Raw genomic sequence first — 21,882 nt, 5'->3', positions numbered from 1 at the left:
GGAACGATCATCCGTGTTGATCTTGAGAAAGGCGCCAAAAGGCCCCGTTTATGGCAAACTTCGCGACCATAAACGCCGGTTTCGCGACCCAGAGCCTTCGGCCGTGGTGCGGGACGGAATAAAGCGATGCCAGGTTTGCGTCCCCCGGATGGGAATAGACCCTTTGTGTGTTGGTACGACGGTTCCAGCACTTTCTGCCTGAACAGATTAGAGAAACGACCATGCATAACGTCGTCATCAGCGGCACCGGCCTGTACACCCCGGCCAACAGCATCTCCAACGAAGAGCTGGTGCAGTCTTTCAATACCTACGTCGCCCAGTTCAACGCCGACAACGCCGATGCGATCGCCAGCGGTGAAGTCCAGGCCCTGACCGAATCCAGCGCCGCGTTCATCGAAAAAGCCTCGGGCATCAAGAGCCGCTTTGTCATGGACAAGGACGGCATCCTCGATCCGCAACGCATGGCCCCACGCCTGCCGGAGCGTTCCAACGACGAATGGTCGGTACTCTGCCAAATGGCCATCGGCGCTGCCGAGCAAGCCTTGCAGCGCGCCGGCAAAACCGCCGCTGACATCGACGGCGTGATCGTTGCCTGCTCCAACCTGCAGCGCGCCTACCCGGCCATCGCTATCGAAGTTCAGGAAGCCCTGGGCATTCAAGGCTTCGGTTTCGACATGAACGTGGCTTGCTCCTCGGCGACTTTCGGCATTCAGGCCGCTGCCAACAGCGTGCAACTGGGCCAGGCCCGGGCGATCCTGATGGTCAACCCGGAAGTCTGCACCGGTCACCTGAACTTCCGTGATCGCGACAGCCACTTCATCTTCGGCGACGCCGCGACTGCGGTGATCATCGAACGTGCGGACACCGCCACCTCCAAGCACCAGTTCGATGTGGTCAGCACCAAGCTGCTGACCAAGTTCTCCAACAACATCCGCAACAACTTCGGCTTCCTCAACCGCGCAGCCGAAGAGGGCATTGGTGCCCGCGACAAGCTGTTTGTGCAGGAAGGCCGCAAGGTGTTCAAGGATGTCTGCCCGATGGTTGCCGAGCTGATCGGCGAGCATCTGCAAGAGAACCAGCTCAACGTCGGTGACGTGAAGCGCTTCTGGCTGCACCAGGCCAACCTGAGCATGAATCACCTGATCGTGCGCAAGTTACTGGGCCGTGAAGCCACCGAAGAAGAAGCGCCGGTGATTCTCGACACCTACGCCAACACCAGCTCCGCAGGTTCGGTCATTGCTTTCCACAAATATCAGGACGATCTGGCGGCCGGTTCGCTGGCGGTGTTGAGTTCGTTCGGTGCGGGCTATTCGATCGGCAGCGTGATTCTGCGCAAGCGTTGAAAATTGGTTTAATTTCCTCTTAATCGCGCCGACCTTTCCTACATCCGAATCGGCTCAAACGCTGTAATTTTTCGGAAATGGCGGCAGGTGAAGACCTGCCGCCGTCATTTTCGGAATCGGGAACAGGAGATTGATGGATGGCGGCTGACGACACCCAACTGCATGCGCGCCTGCTGGCCGGTGAGCAACAGGCTTTCAAGGAACTGGTGACGACGTATCAGAGCGCTATGCGCGCCGTGGCGTATGCGATTGTCGGTCAACGCCACGTTGAAGAAGTGGTGCAGGACGCCTGGCTTTCCGTGGTGCGCCACATTGCCACCTTCGAAGGCCGCTCCAGTCTCAAGACCTGGCTGTTGACCATCACGGCCAACTCGGCCAAAAGCCGTTACAAAAAAAATCGCCGTGAAGTGTTGATGGATGACCTGCCTTCGCCCCATGGCACGATCGACGACGAGCGCTTTTCTCCCGGTGATGGCCATTGGCTGGTCGCCCCGTTCGCCTGGCACCAGGACACCCCCGAAGCGCTGCTCACTGAAGGCGAATTGCGCGACTGTCTGGAGCACACTCTTTTGAGTCTGTCGGAACTGCAAAGCAGCGTTTTGCTGTTACGCGAGCGCCAGGGGCTGGAGCTTGAAGAGATCTGTAATCTTCTGGATATCTCGCTCTCCAATGTCCGTGTGCTGCTGCATCGTGCGCGGCTGAAAGTCTTCGCGACCGTGGAGCATTTTGAGGAGACCGGAGAATGCTGACCTGTAAGGAACAAGTGGCGCGCTCCAGCGATTATCTCGATGGCCAATTGAGCTTTCGCGAAAAGCTGATGGTGCGTCATCACCTGATGTTTTGCCCCAACTGTCGGCGTTTCATTCGCCAGATGCGTGTGATGCAAGCCACCTTGAAGGCGATGCCGGAGACACCGGAAGAAGGCATCGATGACCTGGCCGCACGTCTGGCCGAGCAACGACGAAAAGATAATCCCCCGTAGGAGCTGTCGAGTGAAACGAGGCTGCGATCTTTTGATCTTTTTTAAGATCAAGATCAAAAGATCGTCCGATCGCGGCCCGAGCCTTCGGCAGCTCCTACGGGGGATTCTTGCATCCTGCAGAAATAGCTCGGCGCGAGCGAAACGAACGGATGATGGGGATCGTCCCGCCCGCACCGGGCTAAAGGGTGAAGCGTTTTAGAACTTGGCTTCCGCGTCCAGCTGCAAGGTGTTGGCATCAGCGTCACGCTGGGTACGGCTGGCGAAGTCGGCCTTGGTCAGGAAGTACGTAGCACCAATGGCGAAGTTCTTGTCGATGTCGTAACCGACCTTGAACTTGTGGCCACGCGAACCGGTGGTGCCGTTGGCGAAGTCGGAGTCGGTGAAGGCGCCGACCACGGCGTTGCGCTGCACGTCCCGATAGTTGTAATCGAGGTTCAGGCCGAAGACTTTCGACTTGGCACCCAACAGCCACGCGGTGTCCTGATCGGTCACGGCATCGTTGTTCTTCACGTACTGACCGTAGAACGACAATGGCATCGGCAGACCGCCGATGTCGACCTGACTGAACCCTTCATACAGACGGAATTCGTTGTTGGCCGAGTTGCCGTTGACGGCCAGTGCGCACGGCGTGGAAGTACCGGTGCAACGGCTGTCTTCGTCGTTCTGGTAGGCGTAGACGCTGCCGCCCACGGTGACTTTCAGGTTGTCGGTGATGTTGAAGCGGCTACCCAACTGGCCAGCGGTCAGACGCAGGTCATGACGGAATTGCACGCCATCGCCGTCAACGTTGTCCTTGAGGTTGTAGTTACCCAGACTGCCGAACAGTTCGGCGCTGCTGCCCAACGGGTATTTGTAGGTAACGGCCAGGCCTTCCGGGTTGATGTCGCTGTCCCAGATCACGTCACCCATGCTGACCCACGGCTGGAGCATCTTGCCACCGATGATGTGCAGGTTCTTGATCTGATCCGGGTGGTAGTCGATGTAACCCAGGTCGAGCCAGATCTGCTTCTTGTCGAAGTAGTTGTCCTGGTCCTGGTTGGTGGAACGGGCATCGTCGCCGCCACCGGTGGCGATACGAATGCCGGTGTCGACCTGCGGGTTGATCTCGGTGTAGGCACCCAGACGCGCACGGATACGCTGACGATCCTTGTCGCGGCCGCCGTTGTTCGGCTCGCCGTCGATCTTGATGGTTTCCTGACGGATACGCACATCACCCTTGAACTGGGTCTTCGCGGCCCAGGCCAGTTTCTGGTCAAAGACACTTTGTTCGTTGGTTTTCTTCGCAACAGCCGCGACTTGTTCATTGGTCTCTTGCTGCGCCTGCTGCGCGATTTGCTGAGCCTTCTGATCCTTGGCCAGTTCAGTTTGCAGTTCGATGTACTGCGCCTGGGAAATGGAACCGTTAGCCTTGAGCATGTCGAGCAGTTTGGCGTCGACTGCAGCACTGGCCGGAACACTCATGGCCAGCAACAAGCCACCGCACAGGGCCGCCGCAGTTTTCGTGGAAGCAAGACGCATAGCAATCTCCGAAGATGAGAGGGGATGGCTGAACCATCCTGGGCACAACCGACGATTTAAACGTCGGAAAACAGTGTCCGGGTAGAACCCGGCGCTCTAAAAACAGGCGCCAGTATCGCGATGGTTTATGACAGAGCAGTGGCACAGTGATGGCAGGTTGATGACGATATTGATTTGCCCTGAACTATTGATCTAGAGCGCTGTCGGCCGATTGCGGGTGTGCAAAGCCGCGCAATCGGCGATACTCGCCGGGCGCTGAAGTCCTGTTGTGGAGAGCTTTTTGATGCCGTTGCAATGCCTGCAAAACCTGTCGCAAATCGCGCCGGCCACATGGGATGCGCTGGTGCCTGAAAACCAGCCATTTCTGCGCCATGCCTTTCTCAGTGCGCTGGAAGACAGCGGCAGCGTCGGCCCCCACACTGGCTGGCAACCTGAGCATTTGCTGCACTTCGAAGACGGCCATCTGATCGCCGCGTTACCCAGTTACCGCAAGTGGCATTCCTACGGCGAGTACGTGTTCGATCACGGCTGGGCCGACGCCTGCGCCCGCGCCGGTATCGATTACTACCCCAAGCTTTTGACGGCTGTGCCATTCAGTCCAGTCAGCGGCCCGCGCCTGTTGGCGGCCAATGTCGAAGACGGTTTCGAGCTGCTCAAGAGTCTGCCTGGTTACCTGGAGATCGAAGGGCTTTCCAGCGCGCACATCAACTTCACGGATCCTTTCACCGACGCTGCAATGGCCGAGCAACCAGGCTGGCTGCAACGTATTGGCTGTCAATATCACTGGCAGAATCGCGGGTATCGCGACTTTCAGGATTTTCTCGACGTACTCAGTTCGCGCAAGCGCAAACAGATGCGCAAGGAACGCGAGCAAGTGGCGGGGCAGGGCTTTGAATTTGAGTGGCTGGAGGGCCGCGAGCTGGGCGAGGCGCAGTGGGATTTTGTCTACGCCTGTTACGCCAATACCTATGCGGTGCGGCGTCAGACCCCGTATCTGACGCGGGAATTTTTCAGTCTGCTGGCCGAGCGCATGCCCGAGGCGATTCGCGTAGTGCTGGCCAAACAGGGCTCACGACCGGTGGCGATGGCGTTCAGTCTGGTCGGTGGCGACAGTTTCTACGGGCGTTATTGGGGGTGTCTGGCGGAGTTTGATCGACTGCACTTCGAGACCTGTTTTTATCAGGGAATGGATTACGCGATTGCGCAGGGTTATCAGCGTTTCGATGCTGGCGCTCAGGGCGAGCACAAGTTGATTCGCGGGTTCGAACCGGTGATTACCCATTCGTGGCATTACCTGCGGCATCCCGGTCTGAAAGCAGCGGTGAAGGATTTCCTGCAACAGGAACGCGCCGGCATCCTCGCCTACGCCGAAGAAGCGAAAACAGCCTTGCCCTACCGCCAAACCTAGATCCCCTGTAGGAGCTGCCGAAGGCTGCGATCTTTTGATCTTCATGTTCAAAAAAGCAAGATCAAAAGATCGTCCGATCGCGGCCCGAGCCTTCGGCAGCTCCTACAAGGGGATCTCAGGCACCCCTCAGGTTTCTTCTTTGCCCAACCATCGATAAATCCCGCCACCCAATACCGCACCCATCAACGGGGCGACCCAGAACATCCACAACTGCGCAATCGCCCAGCCGCCGACCATCAGTGCCGGTCCCGTGCTGCGGGCCGGGTTCACCGAGGTGTTGGTGACCGGAATCGAGATCAGGTGGATCAACGTCAGGCCCAGGCCGATGGCGATGGGTGCCAGTCCCGGCGGTGCGCGTTTATCGGTGGCGCCGAGGATGATGATCACAAACATCGCCGTCATCACCAGCTCAGTGACAAACCCTGCCGCCATCGAATATTTGCCTGGTGAATGCTCGCCATAACCGTTGGAAGCGAGGCCTGAGGCGATATCGAAGCCCTCCTTGCCGCTGGCGATGTGGGCGATCAGCGCCGCCGCGAGAATCGCGCCGAGCACTTGGGCAATGATGTACGCGGGCAACTCCTTGGCCGGAAACCGACCGCCGACGAACAGACCGACCGAGACGGCCGGGTTGAGATGACATCCGCTGATGTGACCGATGGCGAATGCCATGGTCAGCACCGTCAGACCAAACGCCAGGGCCACCCCCAGCACCCCGATTCCCAACGGTGAAGACGCGGCGATCACCGCGCTGCCGCAACCACCCAATACTAACCAGAACGTACCCAACAACTCAGTGACTGAACGTTTGAACAGAGACATGAGAGGCGTCCTTGATAGCCCTGCTATCGAGACTGCATCGCGTTGTGCATCCTTGCAGACTTACGACAGGCTCCCTTCCGGAACCTTGGCTGAGTACAGCAGGGATTTGGTGGATTTCCAGCGGCCACAAAAAAACCGCCAGCGCCCGTGGTTGGCGGGTTGTGGCGGTGATCGTTCCCACGCTCTTGGAGGGGTCAGTCGATGCCGACAAACCCCCCGGTCTGATGCGCCCATAGCCGTGCATACAGACCACGGTGGGCGAGCAATTCAGCATGGGTGCCGCTCTCGGCGATCTTGCCGTTCTCCAGCACCACCAGCCGATCCATCCTGGCAATGGTCGAGAGACGGTGTGCAATGGCGATCACGGTTTTGCCCTGCATCAGGGTTTCCAGGCTTTCCTGAATCGCCGCTTCCACCTCCGAGTCCAGCGCTGAAGTCGCTTCGTCCATGATCAGGATCGGCGCATCCTTGAGCAGTACCCGCGCAATCGCGATGCGCTGACGCTGGCCACCGGACAGTTTCACCCCGCGCTCACCGACATGCGCATCAAAGCCTGTGCGGCCCTCAGCATCCGACAGCAGCGGAATGAACTCATCGGCGCGCGCCTTGTGCACCGCGTCCCACAACTCGGCGTCGGTGGCATCAGGTTTGCCGTACAGCAAGTTGTCGCGGATCGAACGGTGCAGCAGCGAGGTGTCCTGGGTGATCATGCCGATCCGCGCACGCAGGCTTTCCTGGCCGACTTCGGCGATGTTTTGGCCATCAATCACGATCCGCCCGCCCTCGACGTCGTAGAGACGCAGGAGCAGGTTGACCAGGGTCGATTTGCCCGCGCCGGACGGCCCGATCAAACCGATTTTTTCGCCCGGTTTGATGTTCAGGTTGAGGTCGCCGATGATCCCGCGCTTCTTGCCGTAGTGAAAATCCACGTGTTCGAAACGCACTTCGCCACGGGCCACGTCCAGCGGCTTTGCCTGCTCGTGATCGGTGACGCTGACCGGTTGCGAGATCGTGCGCAGACCGTCCTGAACCATGCCGATGTTTTCGAATATGCCGGTGACCACCCACATGATCCAGCCGGACATGTTGACGATGCGGATCACCAGGCCCGTGGCCAGGGCAATTGCGCCGACGGTAATCAACGATTGCGTCCACAACCAAAGCGCCAGCGCTGTGGTGCCGACGATCAACAAGCCGTTCATGGCGGTGATCACCACGTCCATGCTGGTGACGACGCGGCCGGCCATCTGTGCTTTGACGGTCTGTTCTTCGATGGCTTCCTTGGCGTAATGCTGTTCGAAATTGGTGTGGGCGAACAGCTTCAGCGTGGCAATGTTGGTGTATCCATCGACGATGCGGCCCATCAGTTTTGAACGCGCGTCAGAAGCCTCCACCGAGCGATCTTTCACGCGCGGTACGAAGTAATACAGTGCGCCGATGTAGGCAACGATCCACGTCAGCAGTGGGATCATCAGGCGCCAGTCGGCCTCGGCGAACAACACCAGTGAACTGATCGCGTAGATGACCACGTGCCACAGCGCATCCACCGCTTGCACTGCCGAGTCACGCAGCGAGTTGCCGGTCTGCATGATGCGTTGCGCGATACGTCCGGCGAAGTCGTTCTGGAAGAAATTCAGGCTCTGCTTGAGCACGTAGCTGTGGTTCTGCCAACGGATCATGCTGGTCATGCCGGGGCTCAGGGTCTGATGGACCAGCAAGTCGTGCAGGCCGAAGAAGATCGGCCGCAGCACCAGGGCAACTACCAGCATCCACGTCAGTTCAAGGGCGTGGTCGCTGAAGAAATTCGGGTTGGGCGTGCCTTGGGCGAGGTCGATGATGCGGCTCAGGTAACTGAACAGCGCCACTTCGATCAGCGCGGCAAACAGGCCAACGACCAGCAGGGCGGCAAAACTCGGCCAGACCTGCTTGAGGTAATAGGTATAGAAGGGGAGAACGCGGTCCGGCGGAGACGCCGTCGGGGCGTCGCGGAATATGTCGATCAGTTGTTCGAAACGGCGATAGAGCATCAGATAACCGCCCGGAGTACGGGCTCTCCTTTTATCGGTGTGAGCGGCGTGAGGTTGAGCTCACGCCGCTCGATACGCCCTGTACAGCTTAGTCGATGACTTTGGCCGACTTGATGAACACAGGGTCGGAAGGCACGTCTTTCATGCCGCTTTTGGTGGTGGTCGGCGAGTTGACGATGATGTCGACAACGTCCATGCCTTTGACCACTTTGCCGAACACTGCGTAGCCATCACCCTGGTCGAGGAAGTCGTTGTCCTTGACGTTGATGAAGAACTGGCTGGTCGCCGAATCAGGTACGGAAGTGCGAGCCATGGACAAGGTGCCACGAACGTTGGCCAGACCGTTTTTGTGTTCGTTCTTGATAGGAGCCTTGGTTTCTTTTTGCTGCATCTGTTGAGTGAAACCGCCGCCCTGGACCATAAAGCCCGGGATCACACGGTGGAAAATCGTGTTGTTGTAGAAGCCGCTGTTGACGTAATCCAGAAAGTTTTTGGTACTGATCGGCGCCTTGACCGGATCCAGTTCGATTTCGATCTGGCCGTTGGTGGTGTCCAGCAGCACGTGCGGTGCCTTGGCCGGCGTGGCAGCCATCAGGTTGGCGGCAAACAGCACAGTACCAGCGGCGAGGGCGAGTTTTTTCAACATGGGTCAGTGATCCTGAGATTGAATATCGGCTGCGGCGAGAAACGCCAGCAGCGTTTGATTGAAGCGTTCGGGTTGATCGAGCGGGGTGGCGTGGCGCGAATCGGCGATCACCACCAGCCGCGCATTGGGCAGCAGTTTTACATAGGTTTCTTTCAGCGCAACCGGTGTGTAGTCACGGTCGGCGCTGATGACGAGCGTTGGACAGGTCACCCGGGAAAGTCGTTCCTGAACGCCCCAGCCAACAATCGCATCGAAGCTGGCGAGATAAGCACGTTTGTCGTTTTTTGCCCAGCGTTCGGCCATTTTCTGCCGCAGATCGGCTTGTTCGGGTTTCGGAAAAAGTTTGCCGCCAAGCGCTTTGCCAATGGCCGCGAGACTCAGCACGCGCATCAGGCTCCAGCGTTTGAACCACTGCCAGTAGTCGTCGCGGCTGCGGATTTTGACTTCGGGGGCGCTGTTGACGATGGTCAGGCTCTTGAGCATTTGCGGCTGATCGACGCCGAACTGGAAGCCGATCATCCCGCCCATCGACAGCCCGACGTAATGCACCGGGCCAAGATTCAGATGCTCGATCAGCGCCAGCATATCGGCACTGAAACCGGCGATGCTGTAGCGCTCGCGCGGTTTGTCCGAGCGCCCGTGGCCACGGATATCCGGGACGATCACCCGGTAGTGCGCGGCCAGGGCCGGGACCTGCATTTCCCAGTCCAGGGTGCTCGAACCGAGCCCGTGAACCAGCAGCAACGGCGCGCCGTGGCCATATTCCTCGTAGTGCAGGTTGCAACCTTCGTGCTCGAAATATGCCATCGGTGAACTCCGTGTCAGGCTTGTTCAGGGGCGGCGAACGGGGCGTCCAGCGGCAAAGTGTCGAAGGTGCGCAGCAGTTCGATGAGGATTTGCGTGGCCGGGCCCAAGGGTTTGTCCTTGTTCGAATACAGATAGAAGCTGGAATTGCGGTTGCCGCCCCTGTCCAACGGTAGCAGCTTGAGCGAACCATCTTTCAGTTCTCGTTCAATCATGTGCCGTGGCAACCAGGCAAAGCCAAGGCCGCTGCTGACGAACGTCGCCGCCGTGGCGAGGCTGCCGACGGTCCAGCGCTGCTCGGCGCCGAGCCAGCCGACGTCCCGCGGTTGCTGGCGGCCGGAGTCGCGGATCACCACCTGCATCTGGGTTTCCAGATCCTGAAAACTCAGCTCGCGATTGAGCCGATGCAGTGGGTGATCGGGATGGGCGACGGCGACGAACTCGACGTCGCTCAGTTCCGCACCGAGGTAACCGGGGATGCTCAGGCCGGTGATGGCCAGATCAGCTACGCCTTCGAGCAGCACTTCCTCGACACCTGACAACACTTCCTCACGCAGACGCACACGGCAGCCGCGACTCTGCGGCATGAACGCGGTCAATGCGCGCACAATCCGCGCGCTCGGGTAGGCCGCATCGACCACCAGCCGCACTTCGGCTTCCCAACCTTGCTCCATGTGATGGGCGAGGTCTTCCAGTTGACTGGCCTGTTTCACCAGTTGCCGCGAACGACGCAGCAACACGCCGCCGGCTTCGGTGAGCACGGCTTTACGCCCGTCGATGCGCAGCAACGGCACGCCGAGCTGGTCCTGCATGCGGGCGACGGTGTAACTCACCGACGATTGCGAACGGTGCAAGGCCTCGGCGGCCTGAGCGAATCCGCCGTGGTCGACCACGGCCTGCAATGTTCGCCATTGATCAAGGGTCACGCGGGGCGCTTTCATCAATAGCTCCTCTTGTCCTAAGCTGGCCGTCCCTCATGGAGACTGCCGAATGAAAAAATTCTGTTGTGTGCTGCTGGCGCTGCTTCCGCTGACTGCTTTTGCGTACCCGATCGATGTGGAGAAAGACCTCAACGGCATGAAGATCGACTACGAGACCTTCGACACCGACAACGACATCGGCTCGATTCGGGTGGCCAACTACGGTGATGTCGATGCAGTGTGCAAGGCGAAGTTCAGCAATGGCCCGGAAGCGCCACGCTTCCGCACTATCGAGGTCCCGGCCGGCAAACATAAAAACGCCACGGCCAAGTTCACCCGCGAGATCATCAAGCTGCGCATCAAGTTGACCTGCACCCCGAAATAACACCGCGAACCCTTGTGGGAGCGAGCTTGCTCGCGAAAGCGGTGTGTCATTCAACAATGATGTCGACTGATACGGCCAATTCGCGAGCAAGCTCGCTCCCACAGGGTTATGTGTCAGCATCTAAACGAATTATTCGATACTTTGCAGCAATTATTTGCGCTTTTTCATCGATTCGACTCTGTTTAACCTTCACTCCATCGACCTACAACATTCTCGGATGGAGGCTACACACCATGTCCCGCGTTCTGATCATCGAAAGCAGTGCCCGCCAGCAAGACTCGGTATCCCGTCAACTGACCCAGACCTTTATCAGTCAGTGGAAAGCGGCGCACCCGGACGATCAGATCACCGTGCGTGACCTTGCCGTGAATCCGGTGCCACATTTGGACAGCAACCTGTTGGGCGGCTGGATGAAGCCTGCCGAGCAGCGCAATGCCAACGAGCAATCGTCGCTGGATCGTTCCAACGAATTGACCGATGAGTTAATTGCCGCCGACGTGCTGGTCATGGCCGCGCCGATGTACAACTTCGCCATCCCGAGCACCCTCAAGGCCTGGCTCGACCACGTGCTGCGTGCCGGCGTGACCTTCAAGTACACCGAAACCGGCCCGCAAGGCCTGCTCAGCGGTAAACGTGCCTACGTGCTCACCGCTCGCGGCGGCATCTACGCCGGCGGCCCGGCCGACCATCAGGAACCGTACCTGCGTCAGGTCATGGGTTTCATCGGCATCAACGACGTGACGTTCATTCACGCCGAGGGCATGAACCTCGGTGGCGACTTTCAGGAGAAGGGCCTGAATCAGGCCAACGCCAAGCTGTCCCAGGTCGCTTGACAGGTTAATCCCCAGATAATCGCCGATTGTTTAAGTGACCTGGCGCAACCCCTTCAAGGCTCTACGCGCATCGAACCTCCCTTTGCACTTGTTGCTCCTGAGTGCTGTAGCCCGATTGAACGCATTAGCGAGATCGGGCTTTTTTTTGCCTGGGATTCAGAAAACGACATAGATCCCTGTAGGCCTTCGCCTGCTCGCGATAGCGGTGTGTCAGTCAATACTGATGTGTCTGAACAACCGCCATCGCGAGCAGGCGAAGGCCTACAGGGGATTTGTGTTGTTGGAGGGTTCGCGGTCTGGACTAAAAACCGCTATCGTCGCCGCCATTCGATTTCGAGGCGAGCATGGGCTATCTACTTTTTGTCACGCTGATCCAGGCGTTTTCCTTCAGTCTGATCGGCGAATACCTGGCCGGTCATGTCGACAGTTACTTCGCGGTGCTGGTGCGTGTGGTGCTGGCCGGGCTGGTGTTCATTCCGTTGACACGCTGGCGGTCGGTGGAACCTTCATTCATGCGCGGCATGCTGCTGATCGGCGCGTTGCAGTTCGGCGTGACCTACGTCTGCCTGTACCTGAGCTTCCGCGTGTTGACGGTGCCGGAAGTGTTGCTGTTCACCATCCTCACGCCGTTGCACGTGACCCTGATCGAAGATGCGCTGAACCGGCGTTTCAATCCGTGGGCACTGATTGCTGCACTGGTGGCAGTGTGCGGCGCGGCGGTGATTCGTTTCGACAGCATCAGTCCGGACTTCTTCATGGGCTTCCTGCTGCTGCAACTGGCCAACTTCACCTATGCGGCAGGGCAGGTGATGTACAAGCACCTGGTGGCGAAACACCCGAGCGATCTGCCGCATTACCGGCGTTTCGGCTTCTTCTACCTCGGCGCACTGGCCGTGGTACTACCGGCATTCCTGATGTTCGGCAAAGCCAACTTCCTCCCGGAAGCGCCGCTACAGTGGGGCGTTTTGTTGTTCCTCGGCCTGGTCTCGACCGCGTTGGGCATGTACTGGTGGAACAAGGGCGCGTGCATGGTCAACGGCGGCACGCTGGCGGTGATGAACAACCTGCACGTGCCGGTGGGCTTGCTGCTGAACTTGCTGATCTGGAATCAGCATGAGGAACTGGGGCGGTTGTTCCTTGGCGGGAGTGTGATCCTCGCTGCCGTGTGGATCAGCCGTCTCGGCATCCGCAAATCCCCAGCCACCGCATAACCCCTGTAGGAGTGAGCCTGCTCGCGATGGCGGTGTGTCAGACAAATCAATGTTGGCTGACACACCGCCATCGTCGGAACGCCGCCCGGAGCAGGCTCACTCCTACAGTTTTATTTGTGGGCTACATCAGGTGTTTCTGCGGCTCGGGAATACTGGCCGCGCCGAGCACCGCCGGCAACAGGCCAGAGCGCAAATCCCCGCCACTCGGCTGCTGATACAGGCTCAGCCCAAACTCCGGCAACACCGCCAGCAGATAATCAAAAATATCCCCCTGAATCCGCTCGTAATCGGCCCACACCGTGGTGCGGGTGAAGCAGTAGATCTCCAGCGGAATGCCCTGCGCGGTGGTCTGCATCTGGCGGACCATGCAAGTCATGTTCGGCTGAATCTCCGGATGGCTCTTCAGATACGCCAGTGCATAGGCGCGAAAGGTACCGATATTGGTCATGCGCCGGCGGTTGGCCGACATCGCCGCGACATTGCCCTGCGCCTCGTTCCACGCCTTGAGTTCGGCTTTCTTGCGGCTCATGTAGTCGGTCAGCAAGTGCACTTGCGAGAGTTTTTCTTCTTCGTCATCACGGATGAAACGCACGCCGCTGGCGTCGATGAACAGACTGCGCTTGATCCGTCGCCCACCGGATTGCTGCATGCCGCGCCAGTTCTTGAACGATTCGGACATCAGCCGCCAGGTCGGAATGGAAACGATGGTCTTGTCAAAATTCTGCACCTTGACCGTGTGCAAAGTGATGTCGACCACGTCGCCATCGGCGCCGACCTGCGGCATTTCGATCCAGTCGCCGACGCGCAGCATGTCGTTGCTGGTCAGTTGCACACTGGCAACGAACGACAGCAGCGTGTCCTTGTAAACCAACAGGATCACCGCCGACATCGCACCCAGACCGGACAGCAACAACAGCGGTGAGCGGTCGATCAGTGTGGCGACGATGATGATCGCGCCGAACACGTACAAGACCATTTTCGCCAGTTGCACGTAGCCTTTGATCGAGCGCGTACGGGCGTGCTCGGTGCGCGCATAGATGTCGAGCAGGGCATTGAGCAGGGCGCTGACCGACAGCAGCAGGAACAGAATGGTGAACGACAACGCGACGTTGCCGAGGAAGGTCATCGCGGTTTTGCTCAGTTCCGGCACCAGATGCAGGCCGAACTGGATCACCAGCGATGGCGTCATCTGCGCCAGACGCTGAAACACCTTGTTGTGGCGAAAGTCATTGATCCAGTGCAGCGCCGGTTGGCGGCCGAGCATGCGGCTGGCGTGCAGAATCAGGTAACGCGCCACTCGTCCGAGCACCAGCGCGATCACCAATAACAAGGTCAGCGCGAGGCCGGCCTGCAACAGTGGATGCTGTTCGAGGGTGCCCCAGAGGTCCTGGGCGTTGAGCCAGAGCTGTTTGAAATCCATATGAGCAACGATTCTTCTGTAGGACGCGATGGGCGATTAGAGCATTTAAGACGCCGTGTATTACCGTTGGAGACAAATCGAGCAACAAAAAAGCCACTGATTACGTCCGTTTGTATAAAGAAACTCGGCCTGAGCGCTCGAAACCGGTAACCTATGCAGCTGTTTTTTTGCATATCTTCGAGGTAGCACCCGTGTTTTCCCAATTCGCCCTGCACGAACGCCTGCTTAAAGCTGTGGCCGAGCTGAAATTTGTCGAGCCAACGCCTGTGCAAGCCGCGGCCATTCCGCTGGCGCTCCAAGGGCGTGATCTGCGGGTGACGGCGCAAACCGGTAGCGGCAAAACCGCCGCTTTCGTTCTGCCAATCCTCAATCGCCTGATCGGCCCGGCCAAGGTTCGCGTGAGCATCAAGACGCTGATCTTGCTGCCGACCCGCGAACTGGCCCAGCAGACGTTGAAAGAAGTTGAACGCTTTTCGCAGTTCACTTTCATCAAGTCCGGCCTGATCACCGGCGGTGAAGACTTCAAGGTCCAGGCCGCCATGCTACGCAAAGTGCCGGACATCCTCATCGGCACCCCGGGCCGCATGATCGAGCAACTCAATGCCGGCAACCTCGACTTGAAAGAAGTCGAAGTGCTGGTACTCGACGAAGCCGACCGCATGCTCGACATGGGCTTCGCCGAAGACGTGCAGCGTCTGGTCGACGAATGCCCGAACCGTCAGCAGACCATGCTGTTCTCCGCCACCACCGGCGGTTCAGGTCTGCGCGACATGATCGGCAAGGTGCTGAACAACCCTGAGCACCTGCAGCTCAACGCGGTCAGCCAACTGAACTCGACCACCCGTCAGCAGATCATCACCGCCGACCACAATCAGCACAAAGAGCAGATTGTGAACTGGCTGCTGGCCAACGAGACCTATCAGAAGGCCATCGTCTTCACCAACACCCGTGCCATGGCCGACCGCATCTACGGCCGCCTCGTGGCTCAGGAATACAAAGCGTTCGTACTGCACGGCGAGAAAGACCAGAAGGATCGCAAACTGGCGATCGACCGTCTGAAGCAGGGCGGCGTGAAGATTCTGGTCGCTACCGACGTCGCGGCCCGTGGTCTGGACGTTGATGGTCTGGATCTGGTGATCAACTTCGACATGCCCCGCAGCGGCGACGAATACGTGCACCGCATCGGTCGTACCGGTCGTGCCGGTAACGACGGTCTGGCGATCTCGCTGATCTGCCACGGCGACTGGAACCTGATGTCGAGCATCGAGCGCTACCTGAAGCAGAGCTTCGAGCGCCGCACCATCAAGGAAGTCAAAGGCACCTACGGCGGACCGAAAAAGGTCAAGGCTTCGGGCAAAGCCGTTGGCGTGAAAAAGAAAAAGACCGACGCCAAGGGCGACAAGAAAAAAACTGCCGCCAAGACGCCGACCAAGCGCAAGAGCGCAAACCGTCCGAAGCCCGATTCGTTGGTGAGCAGCGACGGCATGGCACCGCTGAAGCGCCGCAAGCCAGCAGAACCTGCGGCTGAGTAAGTTTCAGGCGCGCATAAAAAACCCGGACAATGTCCGGGTTTTTTTTCAGCCATCAGTTGCCGAGTTGGCCACTGGTGTCGGCATCGAAGCGCCGTTTGGCTTGATCCGCTGCCGGTTTCAGCGCAGCGAGCAAGGCGCCATCGCTGTACAACCGAGTGGTCGCCAGTTCTTTCGGGGTCGGCTCAATCGGGATCAGCACGTCCTCACCGTCGGCATGCAGCCAGATCGCCACGACGTGCAGCGCCGAGACAAACAGCACGCGCAACTCAACGGTTTTGCCCTGAAGCTGCGGCGCCTGTTCCGCCAGTTTCAGCGCACTCACCGTTGCAGCGGCGTGATCGCCGTGATTCAACGAGGCAAACTCGACATGCCCGCGCACTTCGGCCAATTGCGCATCGGCAATCGTCACGCCGTCGGCAAACACCAGGTAATGCCAGTCGCCGATTCGTGCGTCTTTCAGGCCTTTGCCTTGGCTCAGGTCATCCAGGCTGAGCGAGTAGCCACGGTAGGCTTCGCTGAGGCTGATGTTTGCAGGTGCTGAATTGGCAAATTGGCGATTAGCGCCAAAGCCCTGGGTTTGCAGTGCCGCTTGCAGTGCCGGACGCAGCGTCTGAACGCCGTTGGAAGGCGCCTTTGGATAAGTCAGTTGCATGATGTCGCCCTCCTAGTTTTTTACCGTGAAGTAGGTGTGAGTCCAGTTGCCGCCGCCGTTGTAGGCACGCGGGAACGCGTTCAGTGCGCGGGTCGAATAGCCGTAGATCGAGTCCGCGACCAACACGTAATCGCCGTTGGTGCCGTGAATCGTCAGGAAATGCGCACCGCCGCCGTACCAGGCGCAGCGCAGGCCGACCGGGCGGCCCATGCTGATCTGGTTACGGATGGCCGACATCTGCAGCGAGCCCTGATTCATGCCGTTGTAGCTGCGAGTGGTTTGCAGAGCGGAATCCAGATAGCCGTAGACGTTGCACGGTCCCGGCTGATTGCAGCAATTGCGATCAAGCAGGGTGCTGGCGACACCGCACTGAGTCCAGTTGCCGGTGCCGTAATAGTTGCCGACCGAAGCAGACAAAGCGGCCCAGCACCAGTTGGTCTGGGTCTGTTTCTGCATATTGAAGTTGAGGCTGCCGGCGACGAGGGCGCCGATTTTTTCAGCGGCTTCGACTTCGATGAGTTGCGGGTCGAGCAGGTGACCGGCCAGGCACCTTGGCAGTGATTCGCCGGTGAATTGTGTTGCTGCTGTGGTTAACATTTTTCAATCCTCCATGAGTGAAAACAAGCGTCCAGCTTGTGTGGGTGTTGCGGTGTTGCTGAGCGATCGGTGCTTAACAGTTGCCATCTTCTGTGGGCGGTCTCGATCTCCTTGCTCGAGGTAACCCTAGCCAGTGATATGCGTTAATGCAAATAAATAAATGCACTAATGCATTTTCGATGTCTAAAGATCGCAGCCTTCGGCAGCTCCTACAGGGTTTTGTGTAGGAGCTGCCGAAGGCTGCGATCTTTTGATCTTGCTGTTAGCCCTCGGTCTTCTTCTCGGCCGTATCCAGCTCTTTCAATCGCTGATCAATCAACTGGCACTTGTCGGGCAGATCCTTGCTGGCCGTACCGAGGTCCATTTTCTGCAACTCAGCGTTGATTTCTTTGGCCTTGGCTGGGTTCTGCTCGGTCAGCTTGGCGACTTCCTTGGCCAGTTGTTCGCGTTTGGCGGTGGCTTCTTCCGGCGTACAGGCCCAGACGGGCAGGGCGCAGGCGAGCGTGGCGGCAAGGGTGAGCTTGATCAGGGTTTTCATCGGGGCAGGCCTCAGTTCCGGTTAAGGCGGGTTAACCGGTTGAGGCCTTGAGCGCGGGAAAAGTTCAGTGCTTATCGTTGTTCGTGGCAGCAGCTCGATTTAGAATCCTGGTCATAGCGATCATGATGCCGCACCCACTCCATGATCTCGTCCTCATTCCTGCCCTTGGGTGTGAGGTCGAGGTAGTTGTAGGCACCGACCAGCATGTCCAGACCGCGGGCATAGGTTGAGTAAGTGTGGAAAATGTCGCCGTTCGCATCCCGATAAAACACGCTCAGTCCGGGCATTTCTTCCTCGGCGCTGTCGGTTTTTTCGTAGTTGTACGTAGACTTTCCAGCAGCGACATCTTCAGACCGGGCGCAAACTCCAAAGTCATAGTTGAAGTCGCAACCCTCTGACGACACCCAGTCAAACTTCCAGCCCATCCGCCGTTTAAAGTCCTGGAACTCGTTGAACGGCGCATGAGAGACAGCCACTACGGCGATATCGTGATGCGCCAGATGCAGGTTGGCGCCATCGATGTGGTCACTGAGAAACGAACAGCCCTGGCAACCTTCCTCCCAGTCCTTGGCAAACATGAAGTGGTAAACCACTAACTGGCTGTGTTTACCGAACAGATCAGCGAGTTTCAATTCACCGTTCGGACCCTGGAAGTGGTAGTCCTTATCAACTTTTACCCACGGCAATGCGCGACGTTTGGCGCTGAGGCGATCGCGCTCTTTGGTGAACGCTTTCTCGTCGGCGAGATGCTGCTTGCGGGCGGCGAGCCATTCTTCGCGCGATACCACCGGATGATTCTCAACGTTCATGATGATTTCTCCTGCGGGGGTTGAAACCGTCTGTTTCAGACTAGTCGTTTAACCCTGCTGGAAATCGACAGACCGCCGGTCAGTCGGCTCGGGAAATGCGGCTGAACGGCTGCGAGCCACTCCGGTCACAACCTATGAACGCGCCATAAATCACGCGCACCGGAGGTTGTATCAGGATGACGACTTATAACTGGGATTTGATTGAACGCTTGTTGCACGAAGTGCAAAACAGCGCCGGCCACAGCTTTGCCCCACGGGCTTATGCCGAGGACTATGCGGCGGAGAAAGCCAGTGCGGGCGAGCCGATCGAGAATCTGGATCATCTGAAAACGCTGGCTTGCGACTATGAAAGGTTGCTGCTGTTGCGCGGCTACATCGCACCGCGTCCGGATGAAGAGGGCAGCACCGGAAACAACTTTGTGCTGACGCCGCGCGGTTCCAGCCTGCTGAGCCTGATCGACAGCAGCATTCCTGGCAACGATCACCCGCGTCAGGTACTGGATGAGCAAGAGGATGCGCTGGCTGAGGCGACTTTTGATCACGTGGCTTCAAAAGCCCAGATCGCCTGAGTTCACGCACATCCCCCTGTAGGAGTGAGCCTGCTCGCGATAGCGGACTTCCAGTGACATCAATGTTGACTGGAAGACCGCTATCGCGAGCAGGCTCACTCCTACAATTGAATGTAGGTGTCTTCAGGTTTTTTGCGCGGCTTTGAGGCACTTCAGGTCGTTGAAGTCTTTGCGTACGCCATCAATCTTCTTCAACAAGCGCTGACGCTGTTGCGGCGTGCTTTCGGCCATCAAGTCCACCGCCAGCGATCGCGCTTGCGCCTCGGTGTTGGCGTAGGCCTTGCGGTAATCCGCTGTCCATAAACTCTCGCGATTGACCAGAAGCGTCTCGATTCTCTGTGGGAATTCGGGACTTTTACGTTGCGCTACAGCCGCACTGAACTGCTTCTGCCAATGGGCCCGGTTGGCAATCCATTGGGTGTACTGATCGCCCAGGGCGGTCGACCACGCCATCACCCTCTGTTCTTGCGTGGCGCTCAAGGGGCCGAGCCAGTCGTTCAGACGTTTGACCATTCGCGCGCCACGCTCGGCAATTTGTTGATCAAGCGGTGGTTTCAGGTATTCCTGCTGACGCTTGCGCAAATCCTTGGCAAACGCGTCATTCATCTCGGCGACCTGTTTGTCATCCAGCCCCTGCAGCAACTCGATCGCCGACGGGGTGATCTCTCGAGCGGTTTCGGCAATGGCTTGCTTGGCTTCGGCAGTGCGCGCCTGCAACGCGGCATCGTTGACCTGATTGGTCTCGACCATCGTTTGTAAACGATCCAGCCAGTCCAGATAGCCCGGTAATTGCGTGGTGCAATGCCAGTTCAGGTGGTCCTTGAGGCGTTCGTTGAACCAGTCTTTCTGCTCGCCGTTCATGTCCAGATAGTCGCCGAGCGTCCACGGAATGATCACGTCGAGATTGCGATAGGCCAGGCCGACGCGACTGCAAGCGCCGAGGGCGAGGGTGAAAATCAGTAGTGCGGCGATGTGCTTGAACCAGCGAGACATGGGCGAATCCTTGCGTGAGCCTGGCTTCGAGGGACCGATTCCTATGTGAACGCAGAATGAACCCGGCAGTTCAGCCGATCAATAGAACGCGCGGGCAGCCTTGAGGGTGACGAGGCCGTCACACTCGCTGTTGTGCCCGGAATAGGCCGAGCAATCGCTGCCACTGAGGCTGGAGTTGCTGTAGATCAGGTCGAGATCGACACCCATGAATGGCCGGGATAGTTTCACCGACCAGTCGGTAAAACTGCTGACATAACCACCGTCCACGGCCACGGGCGTGTTCAGTTGGTGGGTGGTGTATTTCATGCTGACGCCGATGCCGAACGGCTGGTTGCCGCCCAGGTCGGCAAACAAGGTGTTGTTCTGTTTATCCGGATCGTTGCTGAAGGCCACGCCGAAGCGACTGCCGAGCAAGGTCAGGCCACCGAACAGCTCCTGGCTGTCGAGGGTATCCACTTTGGGATAGCTGTAATGGATCATCCCGACTTCGTAGCCGAGGGTCTGATCGAAAGGTTGTTTAAAGCCGACGTAGGAATCGATCTCGAGGTTCTTTCCCGGCGAGATGCCCATGCTCGGTGCGTACTGGCCGACATAGAGGCCGCTGTCGTGGCTCAGGTCGAGGCCGCCGTGGAACGAACCGACAGCTGCCGGTTTGACCAGGCCCTGGGCCATGCTGCGCGTCGGCGTGGTGCCGAGTTTGAGATCGAAGTCGCCCAGTTCACGCTGGAAAATCTGCGCGTGCGCAGTCGAGCTAGCCATCAGGCTTGCGAGCAATAAACAGGAAGATTTGCGCATGCGTCACTCCATGAACGGCGAGCGCAGGACGGCGGGCCTGCTGAAACGCTTGATCTAGACGCGTGCAAGGATACCGGCGAATGATCGGCATTGATGGCCGTTCGTCGATTTACAAGGATTTTTGTTTAAAGCGAAGGGGATGTTGCGCGGTGCCAGTCCAGACGCTTCGAAGCTCAAAGCGCCTCTGGACGGGTGTAAAACCGGGTGTTACTTCTTGCCCAGGCTGATCTGCTTGGACGGGCCGAATGTCTGGCCACTGACGCCTTTGGCAATTTGCTGGATCTCGCCACCAGACTTGAGGAACGCTGCGATCTGATCGTTGATCGATTCGCTGGTTTCAACGGCTGGAGCTGGCTTTGCTTTGCTGGTGGATGCTTTTACACGCATGGCGGCCATTAACCTGTAGAAAAGTAACTCGGCCAGGCATCGTACAGGAATAACTTGACAATTGCTTGGTAAATATCCTCGGGAATAACCAACCGCTGTGCTGCATTATTCTCGATTCAATATTCGAAATATCCGGCTAACCTGCTGTTTTAAATAAGAACATTTAGTCGCCGGCGCATTGAATTGTTCCACCGCCAGCGTGAGTGCCTCCCTGACGAGCGGCACCTCAGCCCAGTCGCGCACAAGGAAAATCAAGGCATTGCGCAGATTTACGCCGCGTGCGGATCTGCCGCCCGACGGCCACGCCAAAAACGGGTAGAATGCCGCCCACGCAATGAGGGTTCTGGAAATGGCTTTAGTCGGGCGTTACAACAGTTTGCAAGTGGTTAAACACACTAACTTCGGTTTATATCTGGATGGCGGTGCCGACGGCGAGATTCTTTTGCCTAATCGTTATATCCCGAAAGATATTCCGACCGAAGATGAAGATTGGCTCAACGTATTTGTTTATCTGGACAGCGAAGACAAACTTCTCGCTACCACGGAAAAACCAAAAGTTCAGGTCGGTGAGTTTGCCAGTCTGAAAGTCGTTGAAGTCAACAGCATCGGTGTGTTCCTCGATTGGGGGCTGCCGAAGGATCTGTTGCTGCCGTATTCCGAAGAAAAGCGCCAGATGACCGCCGGCGAATAC

24 protein-coding genes are annotated in these 21,882 nt (G+C 58.1%); 10 read left to right on the top strand and 14 right to left on the bottom strand.

All coding sequences use genetic code 11. The features are described from left to right. The first annotated feature begins 221 nt into the window (after nucleotides 1-221). The 3 genes from ACWR1S_RS03910 (at nucleotide 222) to ACWR1S_RS03900 (ending at nucleotide 2,325) form a co-directional block, all read left to right on the top strand. Nucleotides 222-1,343, top strand: coding sequence for a beta-ketoacyl-ACP synthase III (locus ACWR1S_RS03910; RefSeq protein ID WP_116028888.1), 1,122 nt, complete (start codon nucleotides 222-224; stop codon nucleotides 1,341-1,343). A gap of 137 nt (nucleotides 1,344-1,480) precedes the next feature. Continuing rightward, nucleotides 1,481-2,092: an RNA polymerase sigma factor gene (locus ACWR1S_RS03905; protein ID WP_454562490.1), complete on the top strand. Its 612-nt coding sequence runs from the start codon at nucleotides 1,481-1,483 to the stop codon at nucleotides 2,090-2,092. Continuing rightward, nucleotides 2,086-2,325 carry an anti-sigma factor family protein gene (locus tag ACWR1S_RS03900; protein ID WP_454562489.1) on the top strand — a complete coding sequence of 80 codons (240 nt, stop codon included), beginning with the start codon at nucleotides 2,086-2,088 and terminating at the stop codon, nucleotides 2,323-2,325. Before ACWR1S_RS03905 ends, ACWR1S_RS03900 begins: the two co-directional genes overlap by 7 nt. Nucleotides 2,326-2,520: 195 nt before the next feature. Here ACWR1S_RS03900 and ACWR1S_RS03895 read toward each other — a convergent pair whose 3' ends face one another. Beyond that, nucleotides 2,521-3,843, bottom strand: coding sequence for a putative porin (locus ACWR1S_RS03895; RefSeq protein ID WP_311886132.1), 1,323 nt, complete (start codon nucleotides 3,841-3,843; stop codon nucleotides 2,521-2,523). 283 nt (nucleotides 3,844-4,126) lie between these two features. On the opposite strand from ACWR1S_RS03895, the gene ACWR1S_RS03890 reads away from it, so the two are divergent. After that, on the top strand, nucleotides 4,127-5,251 hold the full coding sequence (locus ACWR1S_RS03890; protein ID WP_454562488.1) for a GNAT family N-acetyltransferase: 1,125 nt from the start codon (nucleotides 4,127-4,129) through the stop codon (nucleotides 5,249-5,251). 126 nt (nucleotides 5,252-5,377) lie between these two features. Here the strand turns inward: ACWR1S_RS03890 and aqpZ are convergent, their stop codons facing one another. The 5 genes from aqpZ to ACWR1S_RS03865 all read right to left on the bottom strand — a co-directional run bounded on the left by aqpZ (nucleotide 5,378) and on the right by ACWR1S_RS03865 (nucleotide 10,491). Then, a complete protein-coding gene (gene aqpZ, locus ACWR1S_RS03885; protein ID WP_454562487.1) occupies nucleotides 5,378-6,073 on the bottom strand; it encodes an aquaporin Z in 696 nt (231 codons plus the stop codon). Nucleotides 6,074-6,267: 194 nt separating this feature from the next. After that, complete coding sequence (locus tag ACWR1S_RS03880) at nucleotides 6,268-8,100, bottom strand: ABC transporter ATP-binding protein (protein WP_454562486.1); 1,833 nt, start codon at nucleotides 8,098-8,100, stop codon at nucleotides 6,268-6,270. Between the two features lie 88 nt (nucleotides 8,101-8,188). Continuing rightward, nucleotides 8,189-8,746 carry a peptidylprolyl isomerase gene (locus ACWR1S_RS03875; RefSeq protein WP_242204461.1) on the bottom strand — a complete coding sequence of 186 codons (558 nt, stop codon included), beginning with the start codon at nucleotides 8,744-8,746 and terminating at the stop codon, nucleotides 8,189-8,191. 3 nt (nucleotides 8,747-8,749) lie between these two features. Beyond that, nucleotides 8,750-9,553 carry an alpha/beta fold hydrolase gene (locus ACWR1S_RS03870; RefSeq protein WP_454562485.1) on the bottom strand — a complete coding sequence of 268 codons (804 nt, stop codon included), beginning with the start codon at nucleotides 9,551-9,553 and terminating at the stop codon, nucleotides 8,750-8,752. 14 nt (nucleotides 9,554-9,567) lie between these two features. Next, nucleotides 9,568-10,491: a LysR family transcriptional regulator gene (locus ACWR1S_RS03865; RefSeq protein ID WP_007914443.1), complete on the bottom strand. Its 924-nt coding sequence runs from the start codon at nucleotides 10,489-10,491 to the stop codon at nucleotides 9,568-9,570. Nucleotides 10,492-10,540: 49 nt separating this feature from the next. Between ACWR1S_RS03865 and ACWR1S_RS03860 the strand changes: the two genes are divergently transcribed. The 3 genes from ACWR1S_RS03860 (at nucleotide 10,541) to ACWR1S_RS03850 (ending at nucleotide 12,899) form a co-directional block, all read left to right on the top strand. Continuing rightward, nucleotides 10,541-10,855, top strand: a complete 315-nt coding sequence (locus ACWR1S_RS03860) for a 3-phosphoglycerate kinase (RefSeq protein ID WP_454562484.1) — start codon at nucleotides 10,541-10,543, stop codon at nucleotides 10,853-10,855. A gap of 233 nt (nucleotides 10,856-11,088) precedes the next feature. Further along, nucleotides 11,089-11,688, top strand: a complete 600-nt coding sequence (locus ACWR1S_RS03855) for an FMN-dependent NADH-azoreductase (RefSeq protein WP_454562483.1) — start codon at nucleotides 11,089-11,091, stop codon at nucleotides 11,686-11,688. Nucleotides 11,689-12,032: 344 nt separating this feature from the next. Continuing rightward, entirely contained in the window at nucleotides 12,033-12,899 is an 867-nt protein-coding gene (locus ACWR1S_RS03850) for a carboxylate/amino acid/amine transporter (RefSeq protein WP_454562482.1), read from the top strand. Nucleotides 12,900-13,020: 121 nt separating this feature from the next. Here the strand turns inward: ACWR1S_RS03850 and ACWR1S_RS03845 are convergent, their stop codons facing one another. Then, nucleotides 13,021-14,319, bottom strand: a complete 1,299-nt coding sequence (locus tag ACWR1S_RS03845; protein ID WP_116028895.1) for a mechanosensitive ion channel family protein — start codon at nucleotides 14,317-14,319, stop codon at nucleotides 13,021-13,023. 191 nt (nucleotides 14,320-14,510) lie between these two features. Between ACWR1S_RS03845 and ACWR1S_RS03840 the strand changes: the two genes are divergently transcribed. After that, on the top strand, nucleotides 14,511-15,851 hold the full coding sequence (locus ACWR1S_RS03840) for a DEAD/DEAH box helicase (protein WP_007914470.1): 1,341 nt from the start codon (nucleotides 14,511-14,513) through the stop codon (nucleotides 15,849-15,851). A gap of 52 nt (nucleotides 15,852-15,903) precedes the next feature. Here ACWR1S_RS03840 and ACWR1S_RS03835 read toward each other — a convergent pair whose 3' ends face one another. From ACWR1S_RS03835 to ACWR1S_RS03820, 4 genes are all read right to left on the bottom strand, one after another. After that, a complete protein-coding gene (locus tag ACWR1S_RS03835; RefSeq protein ID WP_454562481.1) occupies nucleotides 15,904-16,503 on the bottom strand; it encodes a hypothetical protein in 600 nt (199 codons plus the stop codon). 12 nt (nucleotides 16,504-16,515) lie between these two features. Next, nucleotides 16,516-17,100, bottom strand: coding sequence for a papain-like cysteine protease family protein (locus ACWR1S_RS03830; protein WP_454562480.1), 585 nt, complete (start codon nucleotides 17,098-17,100; stop codon nucleotides 16,516-16,518). A gap of 262 nt (nucleotides 17,101-17,362) precedes the next feature. Further along, entirely contained in the window at nucleotides 17,363-17,638 is a 276-nt protein-coding gene (locus ACWR1S_RS03825) for a hypothetical protein (protein WP_158836280.1), read from the bottom strand. A gap of 71 nt (nucleotides 17,639-17,709) precedes the next feature. Continuing rightward, a complete protein-coding gene (locus tag ACWR1S_RS03820; RefSeq protein ID WP_454562479.1) occupies nucleotides 17,710-18,447 on the bottom strand; it encodes a DUF899 domain-containing protein in 738 nt (245 codons plus the stop codon). A gap of 176 nt (nucleotides 18,448-18,623) precedes the next feature. On the opposite strand from ACWR1S_RS03820, the gene ACWR1S_RS03815 reads away from it, so the two are divergent. After that, nucleotides 18,624-19,016 carry a transcriptional regulator gene (locus ACWR1S_RS03815; RefSeq protein WP_454562478.1) on the top strand — a complete coding sequence of 131 codons (393 nt, stop codon included), beginning with the start codon at nucleotides 18,624-18,626 and terminating at the stop codon, nucleotides 19,014-19,016. Nucleotides 19,017-19,139: 123 nt separating this feature from the next. On the opposite strand, the gene ACWR1S_RS03810 is transcribed toward ACWR1S_RS03815, so the two are convergent. From ACWR1S_RS03810 to ACWR1S_RS03800, 3 genes are all read right to left on the bottom strand, one after another. Next, on the bottom strand, nucleotides 19,140-20,009 hold the full coding sequence (locus ACWR1S_RS03810; RefSeq protein ID WP_454562477.1) for a DUF6279 family lipoprotein: 870 nt from the start codon (nucleotides 20,007-20,009) through the stop codon (nucleotides 19,140-19,142). Nucleotides 20,010-20,087: 78 nt separating this feature from the next. Beyond that, nucleotides 20,088-20,804 carry a TorF family putative porin gene (locus ACWR1S_RS03805; RefSeq protein ID WP_454562476.1) on the bottom strand — a complete coding sequence of 239 codons (717 nt, stop codon included), beginning with the start codon at nucleotides 20,802-20,804 and terminating at the stop codon, nucleotides 20,088-20,090. A 207-nt stretch (nucleotides 20,805-21,011) separates the two neighbouring features. Continuing rightward, nucleotides 21,012-21,200 carry a hypothetical protein gene (locus tag ACWR1S_RS03800; RefSeq protein ID WP_016985943.1) on the bottom strand — a complete coding sequence of 63 codons (189 nt, stop codon included), beginning with the start codon at nucleotides 21,198-21,200 and terminating at the stop codon, nucleotides 21,012-21,014. A 340-nt stretch (nucleotides 21,201-21,540) separates the two neighbouring features. Between ACWR1S_RS03800 and ACWR1S_RS03795 the strand changes: the two genes are divergently transcribed. Then, nucleotides 21,541-21,882: S1-like domain-containing RNA-binding protein (locus ACWR1S_RS03795; protein WP_454562475.1), on the top strand; the 342-nt coding region annotated here is incomplete at its 3' end.

This window comes from Pseudomonas sp. AIG, assembly GCF_977020205.1.
The sequence above is the reverse complement of the archived record's forward strand: the minus strand, read 5'-3'. Positions and strand labels throughout refer to the sequence as shown.